The 15,867-nt window shown below is 70.2% G+C and carries 15 protein-coding genes; 10 read left to right on the plus strand and 5 right to left on the minus strand.

Translation table 11 applies throughout. The features are described 5' to 3' along the window. The first annotated feature begins 92 nt into the window (after positions 1-92). Positions 93-698, plus strand: a complete 606-nt coding sequence (locus tag ACK1X7_RS16445) for a TetR/AcrR family transcriptional regulator (protein ID WP_385143693.1) — start codon at positions 93-95, stop codon at positions 696-698. 47 nt (positions 699-745) lie between these two features. On the opposite strand, the gene ACK1X7_RS16450 is transcribed toward ACK1X7_RS16445, so the two are convergent. Next, on the minus strand, positions 746-1,276 hold the full coding sequence (locus ACK1X7_RS16450) for a DUF6299 family protein (RefSeq protein WP_385143691.1): 531 nt from the start codon (positions 1,274-1,276) through the stop codon (positions 746-748). A 200-nt stretch (positions 1,277-1,476) separates the two neighbouring features. Then, positions 1,477-2,706 carry an MFS transporter gene (locus ACK1X7_RS16455; protein ID WP_413115247.1) on the minus strand — a complete coding sequence of 410 codons (1,230 nt, stop codon included), beginning with the start codon at positions 2,704-2,706 and terminating at the stop codon, positions 1,477-1,479. Between the two features lie 114 nt (positions 2,707-2,820). Here ACK1X7_RS16455 and ACK1X7_RS16460 point away from each other — a divergent pair, with 114 nt between their 5' ends. From ACK1X7_RS16460 to ACK1X7_RS16500, 9 genes are all read left to right on the plus strand, one after another. Then, positions 2,821-3,792 carry a transcriptional regulator gene (locus tag ACK1X7_RS16460; RefSeq protein ID WP_385143687.1) on the plus strand — a complete coding sequence of 324 codons (972 nt, stop codon included), beginning with the start codon at positions 2,821-2,823 and terminating at the stop codon, positions 3,790-3,792. A 211-nt stretch (positions 3,793-4,003) separates the two neighbouring features. Then, the gene (locus ACK1X7_RS16465; protein ID WP_398160161.1) at positions 4,004-5,167 is read left to right on the plus strand and encodes a mandelate racemase/muconate lactonizing enzyme family protein; all 1,164 of its coding nucleotides are present in this window, start codon (positions 4,004-4,006) and stop codon (positions 5,165-5,167) included. A gap of 150 nt (positions 5,168-5,317) precedes the next feature. After that, positions 5,318-6,364, plus strand: a complete 1,047-nt coding sequence (locus ACK1X7_RS16470; protein ID WP_385143683.1) for a zinc-dependent alcohol dehydrogenase — start codon at positions 5,318-5,320, stop codon at positions 6,362-6,364. Positions 6,365-6,532: 168 nt separating this feature from the next. Continuing rightward, positions 6,533-7,522, plus strand: a complete 990-nt coding sequence (locus ACK1X7_RS16475) for a hypothetical protein (RefSeq protein ID WP_413115248.1) — start codon at positions 6,533-6,535, stop codon at positions 7,520-7,522. 33 nt (positions 7,523-7,555) lie between these two features. Then, the gene (gene chvE / locus ACK1X7_RS16480) at positions 7,556-8,665 is read left to right on the plus strand and encodes a multiple monosaccharide ABC transporter substrate-binding protein (protein WP_413115249.1); all 1,110 of its coding nucleotides are present in this window, start codon (positions 7,556-7,558) and stop codon (positions 8,663-8,665) included. Positions 8,666-8,679: 14 nt separating this feature from the next. Then, the gene (mmsA, locus tag ACK1X7_RS16485; RefSeq protein WP_385143677.1) at positions 8,680-10,242 is read left to right on the plus strand and encodes a multiple monosaccharide ABC transporter ATP-binding protein; all 1,563 of its coding nucleotides are present in this window, start codon (positions 8,680-8,682) and stop codon (positions 10,240-10,242) included. Continuing rightward, the gene (gene mmsB / locus ACK1X7_RS16490) at positions 10,239-11,471 is read left to right on the plus strand and encodes a multiple monosaccharide ABC transporter permease (protein ID WP_385143675.1); all 1,233 of its coding nucleotides are present in this window, start codon (positions 10,239-10,241) and stop codon (positions 11,469-11,471) included. Before mmsA ends, mmsB begins: the two co-directional genes overlap by 4 nt. Before the next feature lie 87 nt (positions 11,472-11,558). Beyond that, positions 11,559-12,752 carry an aldose epimerase family protein gene (locus tag ACK1X7_RS16495; protein ID WP_413115250.1) on the plus strand — a complete coding sequence of 398 codons (1,194 nt, stop codon included), beginning with the start codon at positions 11,559-11,561 and terminating at the stop codon, positions 12,750-12,752. Positions 12,753-12,841: 89 nt separating this feature from the next. Further along, positions 12,842-14,107, plus strand: coding sequence for a pyroglutamyl peptidase (locus ACK1X7_RS16500; RefSeq protein ID WP_413115251.1), 1,266 nt, complete (start codon positions 12,842-12,844; stop codon positions 14,105-14,107). Here the strand turns inward: ACK1X7_RS16500 and ACK1X7_RS16505 are convergent. From ACK1X7_RS16505 to ACK1X7_RS16515, 3 genes are read right to left on the minus strand one after another with little or no spacing between them, the layout of a single operon-like run. Continuing rightward, positions 14,072-14,551, minus strand: a complete 480-nt coding sequence (locus ACK1X7_RS16505) for an NUDIX domain-containing protein (protein ID WP_413115252.1) — start codon at positions 14,549-14,551, stop codon at positions 14,072-14,074. The genes ACK1X7_RS16500 and ACK1X7_RS16505 overlap by 36 nt on opposite strands. Positions 14,552-14,572: 21 nt before the next feature. Further along, on the minus strand, positions 14,573-15,364 hold the full coding sequence (locus ACK1X7_RS16510; protein ID WP_390793372.1) for an STM4013/SEN3800 family hydrolase: 792 nt from the start codon (positions 15,362-15,364) through the stop codon (positions 14,573-14,575). Next, positions 15,361-15,867 (minus strand): hypothetical protein, encoded by a 507-nt coding sequence (locus tag ACK1X7_RS16515; protein ID WP_413115253.1) that lies wholly within the window; start codon positions 15,865-15,867, stop codon positions 15,361-15,363. The genes ACK1X7_RS16510 and ACK1X7_RS16515 overlap by 4 nt, the downstream gene beginning before the upstream one ends.

The following is a 15,867-nucleotide window of genomic DNA, read 5'->3' on the forward strand; positions in this document are numbered from 1 at the left end:
GGTCCTCGTCCGGGGCCATCCTGGACCCGACTACCTGTCACCAGGTAGGTACCGTTATCGATTCGTAATCAAACATGCTCTACGGTACGAGGATGGACAGGGCGATGGAGCGCGGTACCCGACGCGGTGCGGAACGGCGGGCGGAGATCGTCCGGTCCGCGCTCGAAGTGATCGCCGAGCGCGGCTACCGGGGCGCGACCCTCGGCGCGGTCGCCGAGCGGGTGGGGCTCACCCAACAGGGGCTGCTCCACTACTTCCCCACCAAGGACTCCCTGCTCATCGCCGTGCTCAAGGAGCGCGACCAGTGGGACACCGGCTCCGCGAGGCGCGACGGCGGCGACGTATGGCCGCTGGACCTGCTCGCCTCGCTGGTGGAGTACAACGCGATGCGGCCCGGCATCGTCCAGACCTTCTCGGCGCTCCTCGGCGAGAGCGTCACCGACGAGCACCCCGCACGCGGCTTCTTCACCCAGCGCTATGAGAACGTGCGCGCCGACATGGCGGCCACCCTGCGCGGCGAGTTCGGCGACCGGCTTCCCGGTGGGCTCACCCCCGAGGCCGCCGCGCCGCTGGTGGTGGCGGTGATGGACGGACTCCAGTTCCAGTGGCTGCACGACCGGGACGCGGTGGACATGCCCGCCCTCTTCCGGGCCTTCGTCTCCCTGCTGGGACAGGGAGACGAAGCGGCCGAGGGGTGACGTCCCGCCCTGCGGACTTCGCGTGCGGGCCGTCTCGTGACGGCGGCTCAGCCGTGGTCCGCCACCAGCCTGACCTCCCGCTCGACCCCGACCGCGTTCCTCGGCAGCGGTACGAAGGCGGTGTCGGCGGCGGAGACGCCGACGGTGTCGAACCTCAGCAGCGTGCCCTCGGCCTGCGCCGACCCCGGCTCGTACGACCCCACGTCCGCCGCGTCGATCACCCAGCGGTGCCGCTGTCCGTCGCAGACCGCGCTGTGGCCGCCGAGGCCGTGCCGCTCCCGGCCCTGGGTGAGCGTGACGAGCACGCTGGCCCGCGGGTTCTCCGACTCTCCCCGGACACACCGGTAGCTGCCGTACAGCGTGACGGCCCCGTCCGGAGTGACGTCCCCGGTGCGGTCGATGGCCAGATCGTCGGTCCAGGGCAGGGGCAGCCGGGGCCGGTCGGGCAGCTCTCCCCGGCCGGCCAGGCCCGAGTCGGGGCGCAGCTCCGGGCGGTTGGGCCCGGCGGGCATGGCATGGGCGGCCGGAGCCGCCATGAGGAGAACGGTGAGGGCGCCGAGGGCGCGGCGGTTGCGCATGGACGTACATACCTCCTGGGGCGGAGAGCGAGTGCTCATTTCCCCGTACAGCTACCGGGGGCAAGAACCCCCCCGGGGGAATCTCACCCCCGGGCGGCGTGTCCGGCACCGCCCAACGGGTGGCCACCGGGCAGCCGGTTGACCCGGCGGCGCCCTTACGGTGTTCGCGCGGCGCGCCCTTACCGTCCTCCGAAGCGCTCTTACGGTGCTCGTTCCTCCGGGGCCGCCTCCTCGAACCGCCCCGTGGACGCGTCCACTTGGCGCGGCGCCGCCGGATCGCCCCGCAGCCCCGGGGCCAGGGCCAGCGTGACGGCGACCGAGGCCGCCGCCATCGCGGCCATCGCCACGGCCGGCGAGGTGGGCTGGGCCAGCGCCCCCGCGAGGGCGGCGGAGACGCCCTGCATGGTGAGCATCCCGGAGGAGTGCAGCCCCAGGGCCTGGCCGCTCATCGCGTCCGGGGTCAGGGCCATCAGCCGCTGCTGGAGCGGCAGCGTGGCCGAGAAGCCGATCGAGGCGAGGGCGACGGCGGCCAGCGCGAGGGGCAGCGGCGGATGCGGGGCGAAGACCAGATACGGCACGGCGAGCAGCAGCCGCAGGGGCGCCGCGAGCCGCTCCCGCCGGTGCGGTGGCAGCAGCCGTCCGGTGAGGAGATCCCCCATCAGCATGCCGAGGGAACCGGCGGCGAAGAGCAGTCCGGCGTGCCGGGGCGCGTAGGGCACGAAGAGGGATTCACAGCCGACGATCAGCCCGTTGGGCACCCAGAGCGCGTAATAGACGTGGCGCCGGGGCGCGGAGGACCACAGCCGGGCGTTGACCCGCCAGGTCTGGGTGACCGAGGGCCGTCCGCCGGCCCGGGCCGGACGCCCGCTCAGGCCGAATCGGGCGACGCCCGCGGCCAGCAGATACAGCGCGGCGGCGGTGAGCAGGGTGCCTCGTGCCGAGAGGGCGGTCACCAGGAGGCCACCGGCCGCGTAGCCGCCGATCTGCATTGTGCCGCCCGACATGTTGATCACCGAACGGCCCAGCAGATAGCCCTCCTTGGGCAGGATCTCGGTGAGCAGTCCATAGCGGACGGCGCCACCGAGGGCCGCCGCGGCGCCCATCCCGAACACGAGGCCGAAGACGGCCGCCACGGGCAGCCCGGGGAGGGCCAACGCGGCGGTTCCCAGGGCGAAGAGCACCGCCAGCCCGGACAGCGCGGTGCGCGGCGGCAGCCGGTCGGCCGCCGACAGCAGCGCCAGCGCGCCCGCCACTTGGGCGAGCGAGGGGCCGAACATGCTGAGCGCCGAGAGCAGCGGTGAGCCGGTCGCCGCGTAGACCAGGGTGCCGAGGGCGAGCCCGCTCGCGGTCGAGGCGGCCACCTGGGTGGCGGAGATCAGGAACAGCGGGGTGAACTCCGGGGTCCGGAACACTTCCGAATAGGTGCGCATGGCCTTCAGGCTCGGGAGTCTCCGCGCGCTGGCGTTAATGTTTCGCGCGGACGCGAAACCACGCGGAACGACGCGGAACGACGCGGAACGACGCGGTGACGGCGGGGGTGGCCGATGGGGCTGTGGCTGGTCGACGCGGATACGCTCGCGCGCAGCCGGTTCGTCCGCTCCGCCCTGGCCGAGACCACCGCGGCCCTGGTCACCCTGGAGCGGGCGAGCGCCGCGCACCCGGGCGAGCGGGCCTGGCTCGACGCCCATCTGCCCGCCTACCGGGCGCGGTTGGCCGGTGACCCGGTCACCGCGCTGCTCGTCCGGGCCGCGCTGGGCCGGGCCTGGCTCGCGGACTTCCTCACCCAGACGCCGGGCGAGGGCGAGCCGTCCTTCGAGGAGGAGCTGGCCCGGATGCGTGCCACATCCCCCGCCGCCGCGCGCCGCGACCTCACCGTCTCACTCGGCCGCTCCCCGCTCCCGGCCGCGCTGTGCCGCGACGATCTGCCGGGGCGGCTCGCGGAGCTGCTGGAGTGGGTGTGGACGGAAGCCGTAAGGCCCTCCTGGCCGCGCCGCCGCCGGATCATCGAGGCCGATGTGGTGGCGCGCACCGGCCAGGTGAGCCAGGGCGGCTGGGCGGCGACGCTGGACGGCCTGCGGCCGGAGATGCGGTGGCTGGGCGGCAGCCGGTTGCGGATCAACGCCCATGACAACCCGCCCCGCGCGGTCCACGGCGCCCAGTTGCTCCTCGTCCCCGTCACCCCCGCCACCGGCTGGGTCTCCTGGGACGCGCCGCACCGCTACGCCGTGATCTACCCCTGCGCCGGCGCCCTGACCACCCCCGGCCCTCCCCCGGCCCCGGACTCCCTGGCCCGCCTTCTCGGCCCGGCCCGCGCGAGCGTCCTGGTGCTGCTCGACACCCCGAAGAGCACCACCCATCTGGTGGCCCTGACCGGTCAGACCCTGGGCTCGGTCGGCCGCCATCTGCGCGTCCTGCGCGAGGCCCGTCTGGTGCGGCGGCGCCGGGCGGGGCGGTCGGTTCTGTACGACCGGACGACGGCGGGCGAGGTGCTGGTCGAGGCCCAGCGAACCGCCTAGTCCTCGCACCAGCACAGCAACGAACATCCCTGGACCCATGTTGTCCAGTGAGCTGATCGGTCATGATGGTTCTTGATCGGTCATGATGGTTCGTCACGTTCGAATGTCATTCGACGCACAACCATTGACACCCCTGACGGGGGCTGACTACGGTCACGCCAAGATTTCGAACGTGTGACGAAATATCGAACATCGCGAAGGGTCGATTGCTGTGCGCATCACCGGTATCAGTACGCATGTCGTCGGCACCCCCTGGCGCAACCTCACCTATGTGCAGGTCCACACGGACGAGGGGATCACCGGCGTCGGCGAGACCCGCATGCTCGGACGGACCGACGCGCTGCTGGGCTATCTGCGCGAGGCCGAGCTCAACCACCTCGCCGGATCGGACCCGTTCGCGGTGGAGGACCTGGTCCGGCGGATGAAGTACGGCGACTACGGCCGGGCGGGCGAGATCGTGATGTCCGGGATCGCCTGTGTGGAGATGGCCTGCTGGGACATCAAGGGCAAGGCGCTCGGGGTGCCCGTCTGGCAGTTGCTCGGCGGAAAGGTGACGGACAAGGTCAAGGCGTACGCCAACGGCTGGTACACCGTCGAGCGCACCCCCGAGGCGTTCCACAAGGCGGCCTCCACCGTGGTCGAGCGCGGCTACCGGGCGCTGAAGCTGGACCCGTTCGGCACCGGCCACTTCGAGCTGGACCACGCGGAGACCCTGCATTCGATCTCCCTCGTGGAGGCCGTGAGGGACGCGATCGGGCCGGAGGCCGAGCTGCTGGTGGAGATGCACGGGCGGTTCAGCCCGGCGACCGCCGTCCGTATCGCCGGGGAGCTGGAGCGGTTCCATCCGTCGTGGCTGGAGGAGCCGGTGCCGCCGGAGAACCTCAAGGCGCTGGCGAAGGTCGCGGAGAAGACGCGCCTGCCGATCGCCACGGGAGAGCGCATCCACGACCGCATCGAGTTCCGCGAGCTGTTCGAGTCGCAGGCCGCCGACATCATCCAGCCCGACGTCGGCCATATCGGCGGCATCGGCGAGGCGCGCAAGCTGGCCGCGACGGCCGAGACGCACTACGTACTGATCGCGCCGCACAACGTGGGCGGCTCGGTGCTGACCGCCGCATCGCTCCAGCTCGCCGGCTGCACCCCGAACTTCAAGATCCTGGAGCACTTCAACGACTTCGCCGACGCGGAGATCAAGAAGGTGGTCAAGGGCGCCCCGCAGGTCGTGGACGGCTACTTCCAGCTCTCCCACGAGCCCGGTCTCGGCGTGGAGCTGGACGCCGAGGCGGCGGCCGAATTCCCCCAGCAGCAGGCCCGTTTCGACCTGTGGGCCGAGGGCTGGGAGAAGCGGAATCCCTCCGGGGGGCGAGGCGAATGAGCGCCGTGGAACGTGGCGCCGCCGTCAAGATACGGCCGCCCGTGGCCGGGGCCGCCCGGCTTCGCCCCGTCGGCACGCGCCTCGCTCAGGGGCCGGGGGGCCGGGGCCAGAACCGGCCGGAGACGCGCGGTACCGAGGGGAGCCGCTGATATGAGCCGCACGGAGGACACCCTGGTGCAAGACGTCCTGGTGCTCGACAATCCCGGCAGCCACCGGCTGGAGAGCCGGGCGATCGCCGAACCCGGCCCTCGTGACGCCCGGGTGCGCGTCCACGCCTCCGGGATCTGCGGCAGCGACCGCGAGCTGTACCAGGGGAACCGGCCCGAGGGTTACGTCCGCTATCCCGTCACCCCCGGCCATGAGTGGTCCGGGACGGTCGAGGCGGTCGGCGCGGGCGTCCCGGAGGCGCTCGTCGGCCGTAAGGTCGTCGGCGAGGGGTTCCGCAACTGCCAGGTGTGCGACCGCTGTCACGCCGGGGACACCACCTTGTGCACGGCCGGGTACGAGGAGACCGGCTTCACCCAGCCCGGGGCGATGGCCGACACCCTGACCCTGCCGGCCCGGCTGCTGCACCCGCTGTCCGACGACGCCGACCTGGGCGCGGCCGCCCTGCTGGAGCCCGCCGCCTGTATCGCCGCCGCCGCGCTCAAGGCCCGGGCCCGGCCCGGTGAGCGGGTCGCGGTGGTCGGCACCGGCACTCTCGGCATGATCGCCGTACAGTTCCTCGCCGCCGTCTCCCCCGCGCGGCTGCTGGTGGTGGGCACCCGCCCGGACCGGGAGCAACTGTCGCTGGACTTCGGCGCCACCGACTTCCGCACCCGGGACCAGTTGTCCGACCACCTCTCGGGCTACGACGTGGTCATCGAGACCGCCGGATCGGCCTCCGCCGCCCGTAGCTCCGCCTCGCTGCTGCGCCGGGGCGGCCGGCTGGTGCTCACCGGCATCCCGGCGGCGGGCGCCGAGGGGCTGGACCCCACCGATCTGGTGGTCCGCCAGATCGAGGTGCAGACCGTCTTCGGGGCCCCGCCCGCCGCCTGGTCGCACGCCGTACGGGTCTTCGACGCCGGGCTGCTGACCCTGCGGCCGCTGATCACCCATGAGCTGCCGCTCACCGACTTCGCCGCCGCGATCGAGCTGGTCGGCAGCGGCGATCCGGCCGTCGGCAAGGTGCTGCTGCGTCCGCAGGGCCTCGACTAGCAAGGGCCGCGATCAGCACATGTGGCACGCCTCCCGCACCCGTCTCCCGTCCTCCCACCAGCCTCCCGGACCGTCTCTAGTCATCCACCCAGCCCCACCCGGACAACGATGTCCTGGGCAGCACCAGCCGGACGCCGAACCACCGGCCATCACTCCACAGGGAGCACCGTGACCGCCGCCTCACCCACCACTCCCGGCCCCCGCCGCCCCGCCGACGCGGCCCTCGCCTCGCTCGGCCACGCCACGCCCGCCCCCGACCCCGCCGACGCCTCCGCGCACACCTTCCCCGACGGCGGCACCTGGCGCACCGAGATCCCGTCCGTCGAGGGTCCGGAGGCGCTGGCCACCGTGTTCAAGGAGGCCGGGCGGCTCGATGTGCCGATCCACCGGATCAGCCAGGGCAGCGGCGTATGGATGCTCACCGATGCCGAGATCACCGAGATGGTGGAGTCCTGCGCCGAGCGGAACGCCGAGCTGTGCCTGTTCACCGGCCCCCGCGGCACCTGGGACATCGGCGCCGCCACCCGCTCCGACTCCGGCGGCGGCGGCCTGCGCGCCCGTGGCCATGACGCGGTGGCCGGATGTGTGGAGGACGCGCTGCGCGCGGTCTCGCTGGGCGTGAAGTGCCTGCTGGTCGCCGACGAGGGGGTGCTGTGGCTGCTGAACCGGCTGCGGGAGCGCGGCGAGCTGCCCGCGGACACCACCTTCAAGCTGTCCGCGCTGGTCGGCCCGGTCAACCCGGCCTCGTTCGCGGTGTACGAGCAGCTCGGGGCCGACTCCATCAACATCCCGTCGGACCTCACGCTGGAGCACCTCACCGAGATCCGCCGGGTCTCCCGGGCCCCGATGGACTTCTATGTCGAGGCCCCGGACGACCTCGGTGGCTATGTCCGGCTCTATGACGCGGCGGAGCTGATCCGGCGCGGTGCCCCCATCTATCTGAAGTTCGGGCTCAGCAAATCCCCGGGGATCTACCCCTACGGCGCCCAGTTGCGGGACGTGGCGCTGGGCAGCGCCCGTGAGCGGGTGCGCCGCGGGCGGCTCGTGCTCGACCTGCTGGGCCGGCTGGGCGCGGACGGCGGGATGTCCCCGCTCGGCTCCCGGCTGCCGGGTCCGCTGCGGCGTTTCACCGCCGATCCGGCCCCCTTGAATTCCTGACGCAACGACGCCCCAGGGAAGGACCCCAACACCATGCGCACGGTAAGAGGAGCACGAGCCGCGGCGATAGGCGCCGGCCTCCTCGCGCTCTCGCTGACGGCCACGGCCTGCGGCCAGGAGGCGGTCGGCGGCAGCCGGTACAAGAGCAAGGAACGGGGAGGAACGATCGGTATCGCGATGCCGACGAAGTCCTCCGAGCGATGGATCGCCGACGGCCGGAACATGGCCAAGCAGTTCCAGGCGGCGGGCTACAAGACGGACCTCCAGTACGGCGAGGACGACGTACGCACCCAGGTGGCCCAGCTCGAAAACATGATCACCAAGGGCCACCGGCTGCTGGTGGTCGCGCCGATCAACGGCGGGGCGCTCTCCGACGTCCTGAAGCAGGCCCATGAGGCCAATATCCCGGTGATCTCCTACGACCGGCTGCTCCTGGGCACCAAGAACGTCGACTACTACGCGACCTTCGACAACGAGAAGGTCGGCCGGCTCCAGGGCCAGTACATCGCCGACAAGCTGGGGCTGTCCAAGGGCCGCAAGGGCCCGTTCTCCATGGAGCTGTTCGCCGGGTCCTCCGACGACAACAACACCAAGTACTTCTTCAACGGCGCGATGAGCGTCCTCAAGCCGTACATGGACAAGGGCGAACTGGTCGTCCGCTCCAAGCAGACCAGTCTCAACCAGCTCTACACCGAGAAGTGGAGCGGAAGCGCCGCCCAGGACCGCATGGAGGACCTGCTCAACAAGGCGTACAGCAGCCGCGATGTCGACGCCGTGCTCTCGCCGTACGACGGCATGTCCATCGGCATCCTCTCGGCGCTCAAGGGCGTCGGCTACGGCACCAAGGCCAAGCCGTATCCGGTGGTGACCGGGCAGGACGCCGAGCTGGCCTCCGTGAAGTCCATCATCCGGGGCCAGCAGACGCAGACCATCTACAAGGACACCCGCAAGCTGGCGAAGGCCACGGTCGATATGGCCAAGGCGGAGCTGACCGGCGGAAAGCCCCCGGTCAACGACACCAAGTCGTACGACAACGGCGAAAAGGTCGTGCCGACCTTTCTGCTCAACCCGGTCAGCGTCGACAAGTCCAACACACAGGTACTGGTCGACCAGGGTTACTACACCGCGTCGCAGCTAAAGTAGGGCGGTTCCGGGCTATGAGCACCATTCTCGAATTGCGCTCCATCACCAAGACCTTCCCCGGTGTCAAGGCGCTCTCCGATGTCAATCTCCATATCCGCAAGGGCGAGATCCACGCCCTGTGCGGGGAGAACGGCGCGGGCAAGTCCACCCTGATGAAGGTGGTCAGCGGCGTCCATCCGCATGGCAGCTACGACGGCGAGATCCTCTTCGAGGGCGAGGCGTGCGCCTTCAAGGACATCCGCGCGAGCGAGCAGCGCGGCATCGTCATCATCCATCAGGAACTGGCCCTGATCCCCTATCTGTCCATCGCCGAGAACATCTTCCTGGGCAATGAGCACTCCCGGCGCGGCCTCATCAGTTGGAACGAAACTCTTCGGCACGCCACCGCCCTGCTGAAGCGGGTCGGTCTGACGGATTCGCCGCAGACCCGCGTCACCGATATCGGCGTGGGCAAACAGCAGTTGGTGGAAATCGCCAAGGCGCTCTCCAAGGAAGTCAAGCTGCTCATCCTGGACGAGCCGACCGCGGCGCTCAACGACGAGGACAGCGGAAAACTCCTCGATCTGCTGCTGGAGTTCAAGGCGCAGGGCATCTCCTGCATCCTGATCTCCCATAAGCTGGGTGAGATCCGCCGCGTCGCCGACTCCGTCACCATCCTGCGCGACGGCCAGACCATCGAAACCCTGACCGTCCGGGAGACCCCCGAGGCCGACCCCGAGGTCTCCGAGGACCGCATCATCCGCGGCATGGTCGGCCGCGACCTGGACCACCGCTTCCCCGACCGCACCCGGTACGAGGGCGAGGACGCCTCCGAAGTGGCCCTGGCCATCGAGGACTGGACCGTCCACCACCCCATCGACCAGCAGCGCAAGGTCGTGGACGCGGTGTCGCTGAACGTACGGCGCGGTGAGATCGTCGGCATCGCCGGGCTGATGGGCGCCGGCCGCACCGAACTCGCCATGAGCGTCTTCGGCCGGGCATACGGGCGCTACGCGGGCGGCCGGGTGTTCCGGGACGGCCAGGAGGTCCGTACCCGCACCGTGCCGGAGGCGATCGACCACGGCATCGCGTATGTCACCGAGGACCGCAAGACGTACGGGCTCAACCTCGACGACACCATCAGCCGCAATGTCTCGCTCTCCTCGCTGACGAAGGTGGCACGCCGCGGCGTGGTCAACGAGCACGAGGAGTCACGGGTCGCCGAGCGGTTCCGCACGACGATGAACATCAAGGCCCCCACGGTCTTCGAGCGGGTCGGCCGGCTCAGCGGCGGCAACCAGCAGAAGGTCGTCCTCAGTAAGTGGATCTTCGCGGGTCCCGAGGTGCTCATCCTCGACGAGCCCACGCGTGGCATCGACGTCGGGGCCAAGTACGAGATCTACACGGTCATCAACGACCTCGCGGCCCAGGGCAAGGCCGTCATCTTCATCTCCTCCGAGCTGGGCGAGCTGCTGGGGATGTGCGACCGGATCTACACGATGGCGGCCGGGCGGCTGACCGGGGAGGTTCCCCGGGACGAGGCGAGCCAGGAAGTTCTGATGCGCCACATGACGAGGGACAGAGGAGACGAAGGATGAGCACGGCCACCCAGAAGACCGAGAGCCCGGCCCCACCGCCGGCCGAGGGCTCGCCCAGCGTCGGGACGCTGCTGCTACAGGGCCTGCGGTCCAATATGCGGCAGTACGGAATGCTGGTCGCGCTCGCCCTGATCATCGTCATCTTCCAGATCTGGTCGGACGACATCCTGCTGCGGCCGCTGAACGTCACCAACCTGGTGCAGCAGAACGGCTATATCCTCATCCTCGCGATCGGCATGATGATCGTGATCATCGCGGGGCATATCGATCTGTCGGTCGGCTCGCTGGTCGCCTTCATCGGCGCCGCGGCCGGCGTCATGATGATCAAACACGATATGCCGTGGGGCCTCGCGGTCGTCCTCTGTCTGCTGCTCGGTGCGGCGGCCGGAGCCTGGCAGGGCTTCTGGATCGCCTATATAGGCATTCCGTCCTTCATCGTCACCCTGGCCGGAATGCTGGCCTTCCGCGGCGGCACCCAGATCCTGCTGGACGGTCAGTCCCTGTCGCCGTTCCCCGACGGCTTCGAGAAGATGAGCACCGGCTTCATCCCGGAGATGGGCCCGTACACGCAGTACCACAACCCCACGATGGTGATCGGCCTCGTCGTCTGCGCCGCCGCCGTCTGGCAGGAGTGGCGTGCCCGGCAGCAGCGGGCCGCCTATGAGCTGGACGTGGTGCCGCTCGGCCTCTTCTTCGTCAAGTGCGCGGCGATCGTGGCCGCCGTGATGGCGTTCACCATGACGCTGTCCAGTTGGCACGGGGCGCCGTACGGGCTGCTGATCCTGGCCTGTCTCTTCGTCATCTTCAGCTTCGTGATGCGCAACACCGTGGTCGGCCGCCATGTGTACGCCCTCGGCGGCAACCAGCCGGCGGCCAAGCTGTCGGGTGTCCGGGACAAGCGCGTCACCTTCATGGTCTTCGTCAACATGGGTGTGCTGGCCGCCCTCGCCGGTCTGGTCTTCGCCGCCCGGCTGGGCTCCGCCACCCCCAGCGCGGGCCTCAACTTCGAGCTGGAGGCCATCGCCGCCGCGTTCATCGGCGGCGCCTCGGCCAGCGGCGGTGTGGGCACGGTGCTCGGCGCGATCATCGGTGGTCTGGTGCTCGGCGTGCTCAACAACGGTATGTCGCTGGTCGGCATCGGCACCGACTACCAGCAGGTGATCAAGGGTCTGGTGCTGCTGGCGGCGGTCGGCTTCGATGTCTGGAACAAGCGCAAGGTCGGGTCGTAACCCGTCCACCGCGGGGTTATGACCCGTCAGCCGCCGGGTCATAACCCGTCAGCAGTCCCTCTTGGATCTAGCCTTAGGGAGCCGCATATGACCACGAGCAGACGCACGGTGATCACGGCTGCGGCGGCGGCCGGACTGGCGGCATCGGCCGCCACGACCGGCACCGCCCACGCGAAGAGCGGAGGAGACTCCGCGGGCAGCGGGGGAGACTCCGCGGGCAAGGGAGGCGCGGTGAAGGAACACTTCGGCACGCTCGCGGACGGCACGGACGTCGACCGCTGGACGATCGAGAACGGCCGCACCCGGCTGCGCGTGCTCAGCTACGGCGGCATCGTCCAGAGCCTGGAGATCCCCGACCGGCACGGCCGCCGCGCCAATGTGTCGCTCGGCTTCGACGACCTGGACTCCTACGTCGCCAACAGCCCGTACTTCGGCGCCCTCATCGGCCGTTACGGCAACCGCATCGCCCGCGGCACCTTCACGCTGGACGGCGAGAAGTACCAACTGCCGATCAACGACGGGCCGAACAGCCTGCACGGCGGCGACAAGGGCTTCGACAAGCACGTCTGGTCCGTGGCGGCGTTCCGCAAGGGCGCGGACGTGGGGCTCACCCTGCGCCGGATCAGCCCCGACGGCGAGATGGGCTACCCCGGCACGCTCACCGTGCGCGTGGACTACACGCTCACGGCGGAGGGCGACTTCCGCATCGACTACGAGGCCACGACCGACAAGGCCACGGTCGTCAACCTCACCAACCACACGTACTACAACCTGGCCGGGGAGGGCAGCGGCTCCGTCTACAACCACCGGCTGGAGATCGCCGCCGCCCGCTACACCCCGGTCGACAAGACCCTCATCCCCACCGGCGAACTCGCCAGGGTGGCCGGGACCCCGTTCGACTTCCGCCGCGCCAAGGAGATCGGCCGGGACATCCGGGAGGCGCACCAGCAGGTGCTCTACGGGCAGGGCATCGACCACAACTTCGTACTGGACAAGGGCATCACCAGCCGTCCCGAGCACTTCCTGACGGTGACCGAGCCGGAGTCCGGCCGGGTGATGCGGATCGCCACGACCGAGCCCGGTGTGCAGTTCTACACCGGCAACTTCCTGACCGGAACGTTCGCGGGCACATCGGGGAAGGTCTACCGGCAGGGCGACGCCTTCGCCCTGGAGACCCAGCACTTCCCGGACTCGCCCAACCAGCCGTCGTTCCCGTCGACGGTGCTGCGGCCGGGACAGACGTACCGGTCGACGACGGTGCACTCGTTCTCGACCCGCTGAGATTTCGGCTCCTGCCTCATCCGCCCGCCCCGCGCTCCCGATCGGAGCGCGGGGCGGGCCCCGTCATACCCACCCGAGAGACATCCCGCATGAGACCGATACGCACCCTGATCGCCGTGGCCGCCGTCTCCCTGGCCGTCGCCACCCCCGCCGTGGCCGCGCCGAAAGCCGCCACCACCACCGCCACACCCACGGTCGAGGAGCAGCGCCTCGACCAGGCCGCGCCCCAGGAGATCCTGCGCCGCAGCGGTTTCGACAAGGTGGCACCCGACTTCGCCAGGGCCCTCGCGCAGACGCACTCCGCCACGGAAGCCGAGCGCCTGATCACCCGCGAGGGCCGGGCCCTATGGCAGCGGGCCGTGGACCGCGTACAGGGCCGGGGCCCCGCGGGCGGCGACCTCAGCAGGGACGACGACCGGCCGCTGTACTGGGCGCGGCTCGGCATGACCCGCGCACTCGGCCAGTGGCAGCCGGGCTTCCCGCTCCCCGACGCCCGTCGCGCCGCGCTCCTCACCACGCTGGAGCGCACCTCACGCGGGCAGGACTCGCTCGACCTCCCCGCCGGTAAGCACATCAAGCGCATCGTGGTCACCGGCTTCGACCCGTTCCAACTGGACGCCGACGTACGCCGCTCCAACCCGTCGGGCGCGGCTGCGCTCGCCCTGGATGGCACGACGATCCGTACGGACAACGGCCCGGCCCGCGTCGAGACCACCGTCTTCCCCGTCCGCTGGGCGGACTTCGCGGACGGCACGGTCGAGCGGACCCTGCTGCCCGCCTTCCGGTCGGGCCCGCGCCGGGTGGACGCGTTCATGACGGTGAGCCAGGGCCGAGTGGGCCGCTTCGACGTCGAGCGCACCAACGGCGCCTGGCGGGGCGGCTACCCCGACAACGCGAACATCTCCCGGACCGAGACCGTGCCCATCCCGTCCGGCGTACCGACCCCGAACCCCCAGCCCCAGTGGACGACGACCACCCTCCCCCACGAGAAGATCGTCACGGCGAACACCGGCCCCGCCCCCGTCTACGACCACACCGAGGTCACCGAGATCCCGGCGGGCGCCACAACCCCGGTGGTCCGGCCGAACGGCCCGACCCCCGGCTCGACGGCCCGCGCGGGCGGTGGCGGCGACTACCTCTCCAACGAGATCGCCTACCGCGCCACCCTGCTGCGCGACGCGGTCGCCCTGAAGGCCCCGGGCGGCCATCTCCACACCCCGGTCCTCCAGTTCGGCCCGGGCAACACCAACCCCACCACGGGCCAGATCACCGACCCCGACTTCGTCCACAACCGCGAAGCCATCACGGCCCAGGTCCGCTCAATCCTCACCGTGGTCGCGACCACGACCCGCTGACGCCCCGGTCCCTCGATCGGCGAGCAACAGGGCCAAGGGCCCAGCCGGAAGCAGAAAGCGGCCCTGCCCGACCGCGTCGATCGCATCCCCCATCGACCACCACGAAAGCTTGAAGTCCTGCTCAGCAGGGGTGAGTTCCTGAGGCCCGACGGTCAGCCGCCGGGCCTCGAAAACATGCACACGCGCCGTGGAGCCGAGGGTCATCGCATACGACCCCAGCGAACGCCACGTTTCCGCCATGACCCCCGCCTCCTCCCGCAACTCCCGCCGCGCACACTCCTCCGCCGTTTCCTCCGCCTCCCTGCGCCCGCCCGGCAGGAACAGATACTCACCGCCATGGCGGGGGAAATCCGCGCTCAACACGGCCACCAGCCCATCGGCGTCGCGGGCCACCACGACAGAGGCGTCACGGACCGGCCCATGCCCCTGGATATCGTCGCTCATGGCCGGCGAGCGTAGCGGCCATCATCGCACCATCGCCGCGTACGGCACGTTCATCACGACGGGATGAGCGATCCCCCGGCCATGAAATCCGTCATCGCCGAAGGCGTCGCCGTGATCGGCGCACATGATGATCAACCAGCGTTGCTCCGCCGTGAGCACGGTGATCAGCCGTCCGAGGTGTTCGTCCGCGTACGCGAGTGCGGCACGCTGCGAGGCGCAGGTGTCGCGGCTCTCGCCGATGTAGTGACCGTGGGGGACGTGGGTGGCCGAGACATTGACGAAGAGAAATAGCGGACGATGGTCGTACCTCTCGGCGACCGCCAGGGCACCGTCGACCTGGTGCCGGGTCGAATCCCTCTCCGGGGAGCAGAACTCGGGACGCCAGTGATCCTCGTCGAACAGGTCGGGCAGGACGGAACCAAGCGGTGTCTCGCGCGAAAAGTACGTGACGCCGCCCACGCAGACGCTTCGATAGCCATGTCCGGCAAGGCCACGAAGGAGGTTCGGGGCTTCGAAGACGAACGTCTCCTCGGCGACGGCTTTGAAGGCGGGCGGACGGCATTCCCACAGGCGTGGCGGTTGCTCGGGCTGTGGCAGCTTGGGCAGGAAGCCGGAGAAGAACGCCATGTGTGCCGGGAGCGTGAAGCTGCCAGGGGTGTGCCGACGCTCCCAGCCCCCTTCCGGTAGCAGGCCCGCCAGATATGGAGTGAGACCGTCGTCGTACGCGGTGCGGGCCACGTCGTACCGCAGTGAGTCGAGGGTGACGAACAGAATGCTGGTGCCGGCCCGGATGATCTCTGCCGCGTTGATCACTCCGCTGCCCCTCCCCCGTTCGCCGGCGACCGATACCGTTCCACTCGCCCCCTGGCCTGTTCATTGACGGGAATCGGAACCCGATCCTCAGCGATCATGTCGCGAATGACAGCCAAACCGGATTGCTCACCGAGCGGATGCCCTCCGCCGTCGTACAACGAGATCCTGACCGTCTCGACGCCGTCTCCAGTGGTGGTGATCAGGGCGCCGGACACCGCGCCGAATTCCTGCGTGGCCCGCATCACCCCGGAGTCGTCGGTGACGCGGAGGTCCACAACAACGCAGCCGAAGTGCCGGGCATTGACAGCACCCCGGCAAAAGCGCTCGTGAAACCTGGAGCTGGTCGGATGACCGTCGTGAGCGACCACGATCCGGTCAGCTCGGGTGACGACGACGAGGCAGGCCCCCATCCACCAGGCGACCCCTTCGTGGATCTCATCCGGGAACCGGCCGACCGCACCACCGTCACGAATGGCGGCTGCACTGTCGATGGGGTTGAGCAC

Origin of the sequence: Streptomyces sp. CY-1 (genome assembly GCF_047218265.1) — a bacterium.
Lineage (GTDB): Bacteria > Actinomycetota > Actinomycetes > Streptomycetales > Streptomycetaceae > Streptomyces > Streptomyces niphimycinicus.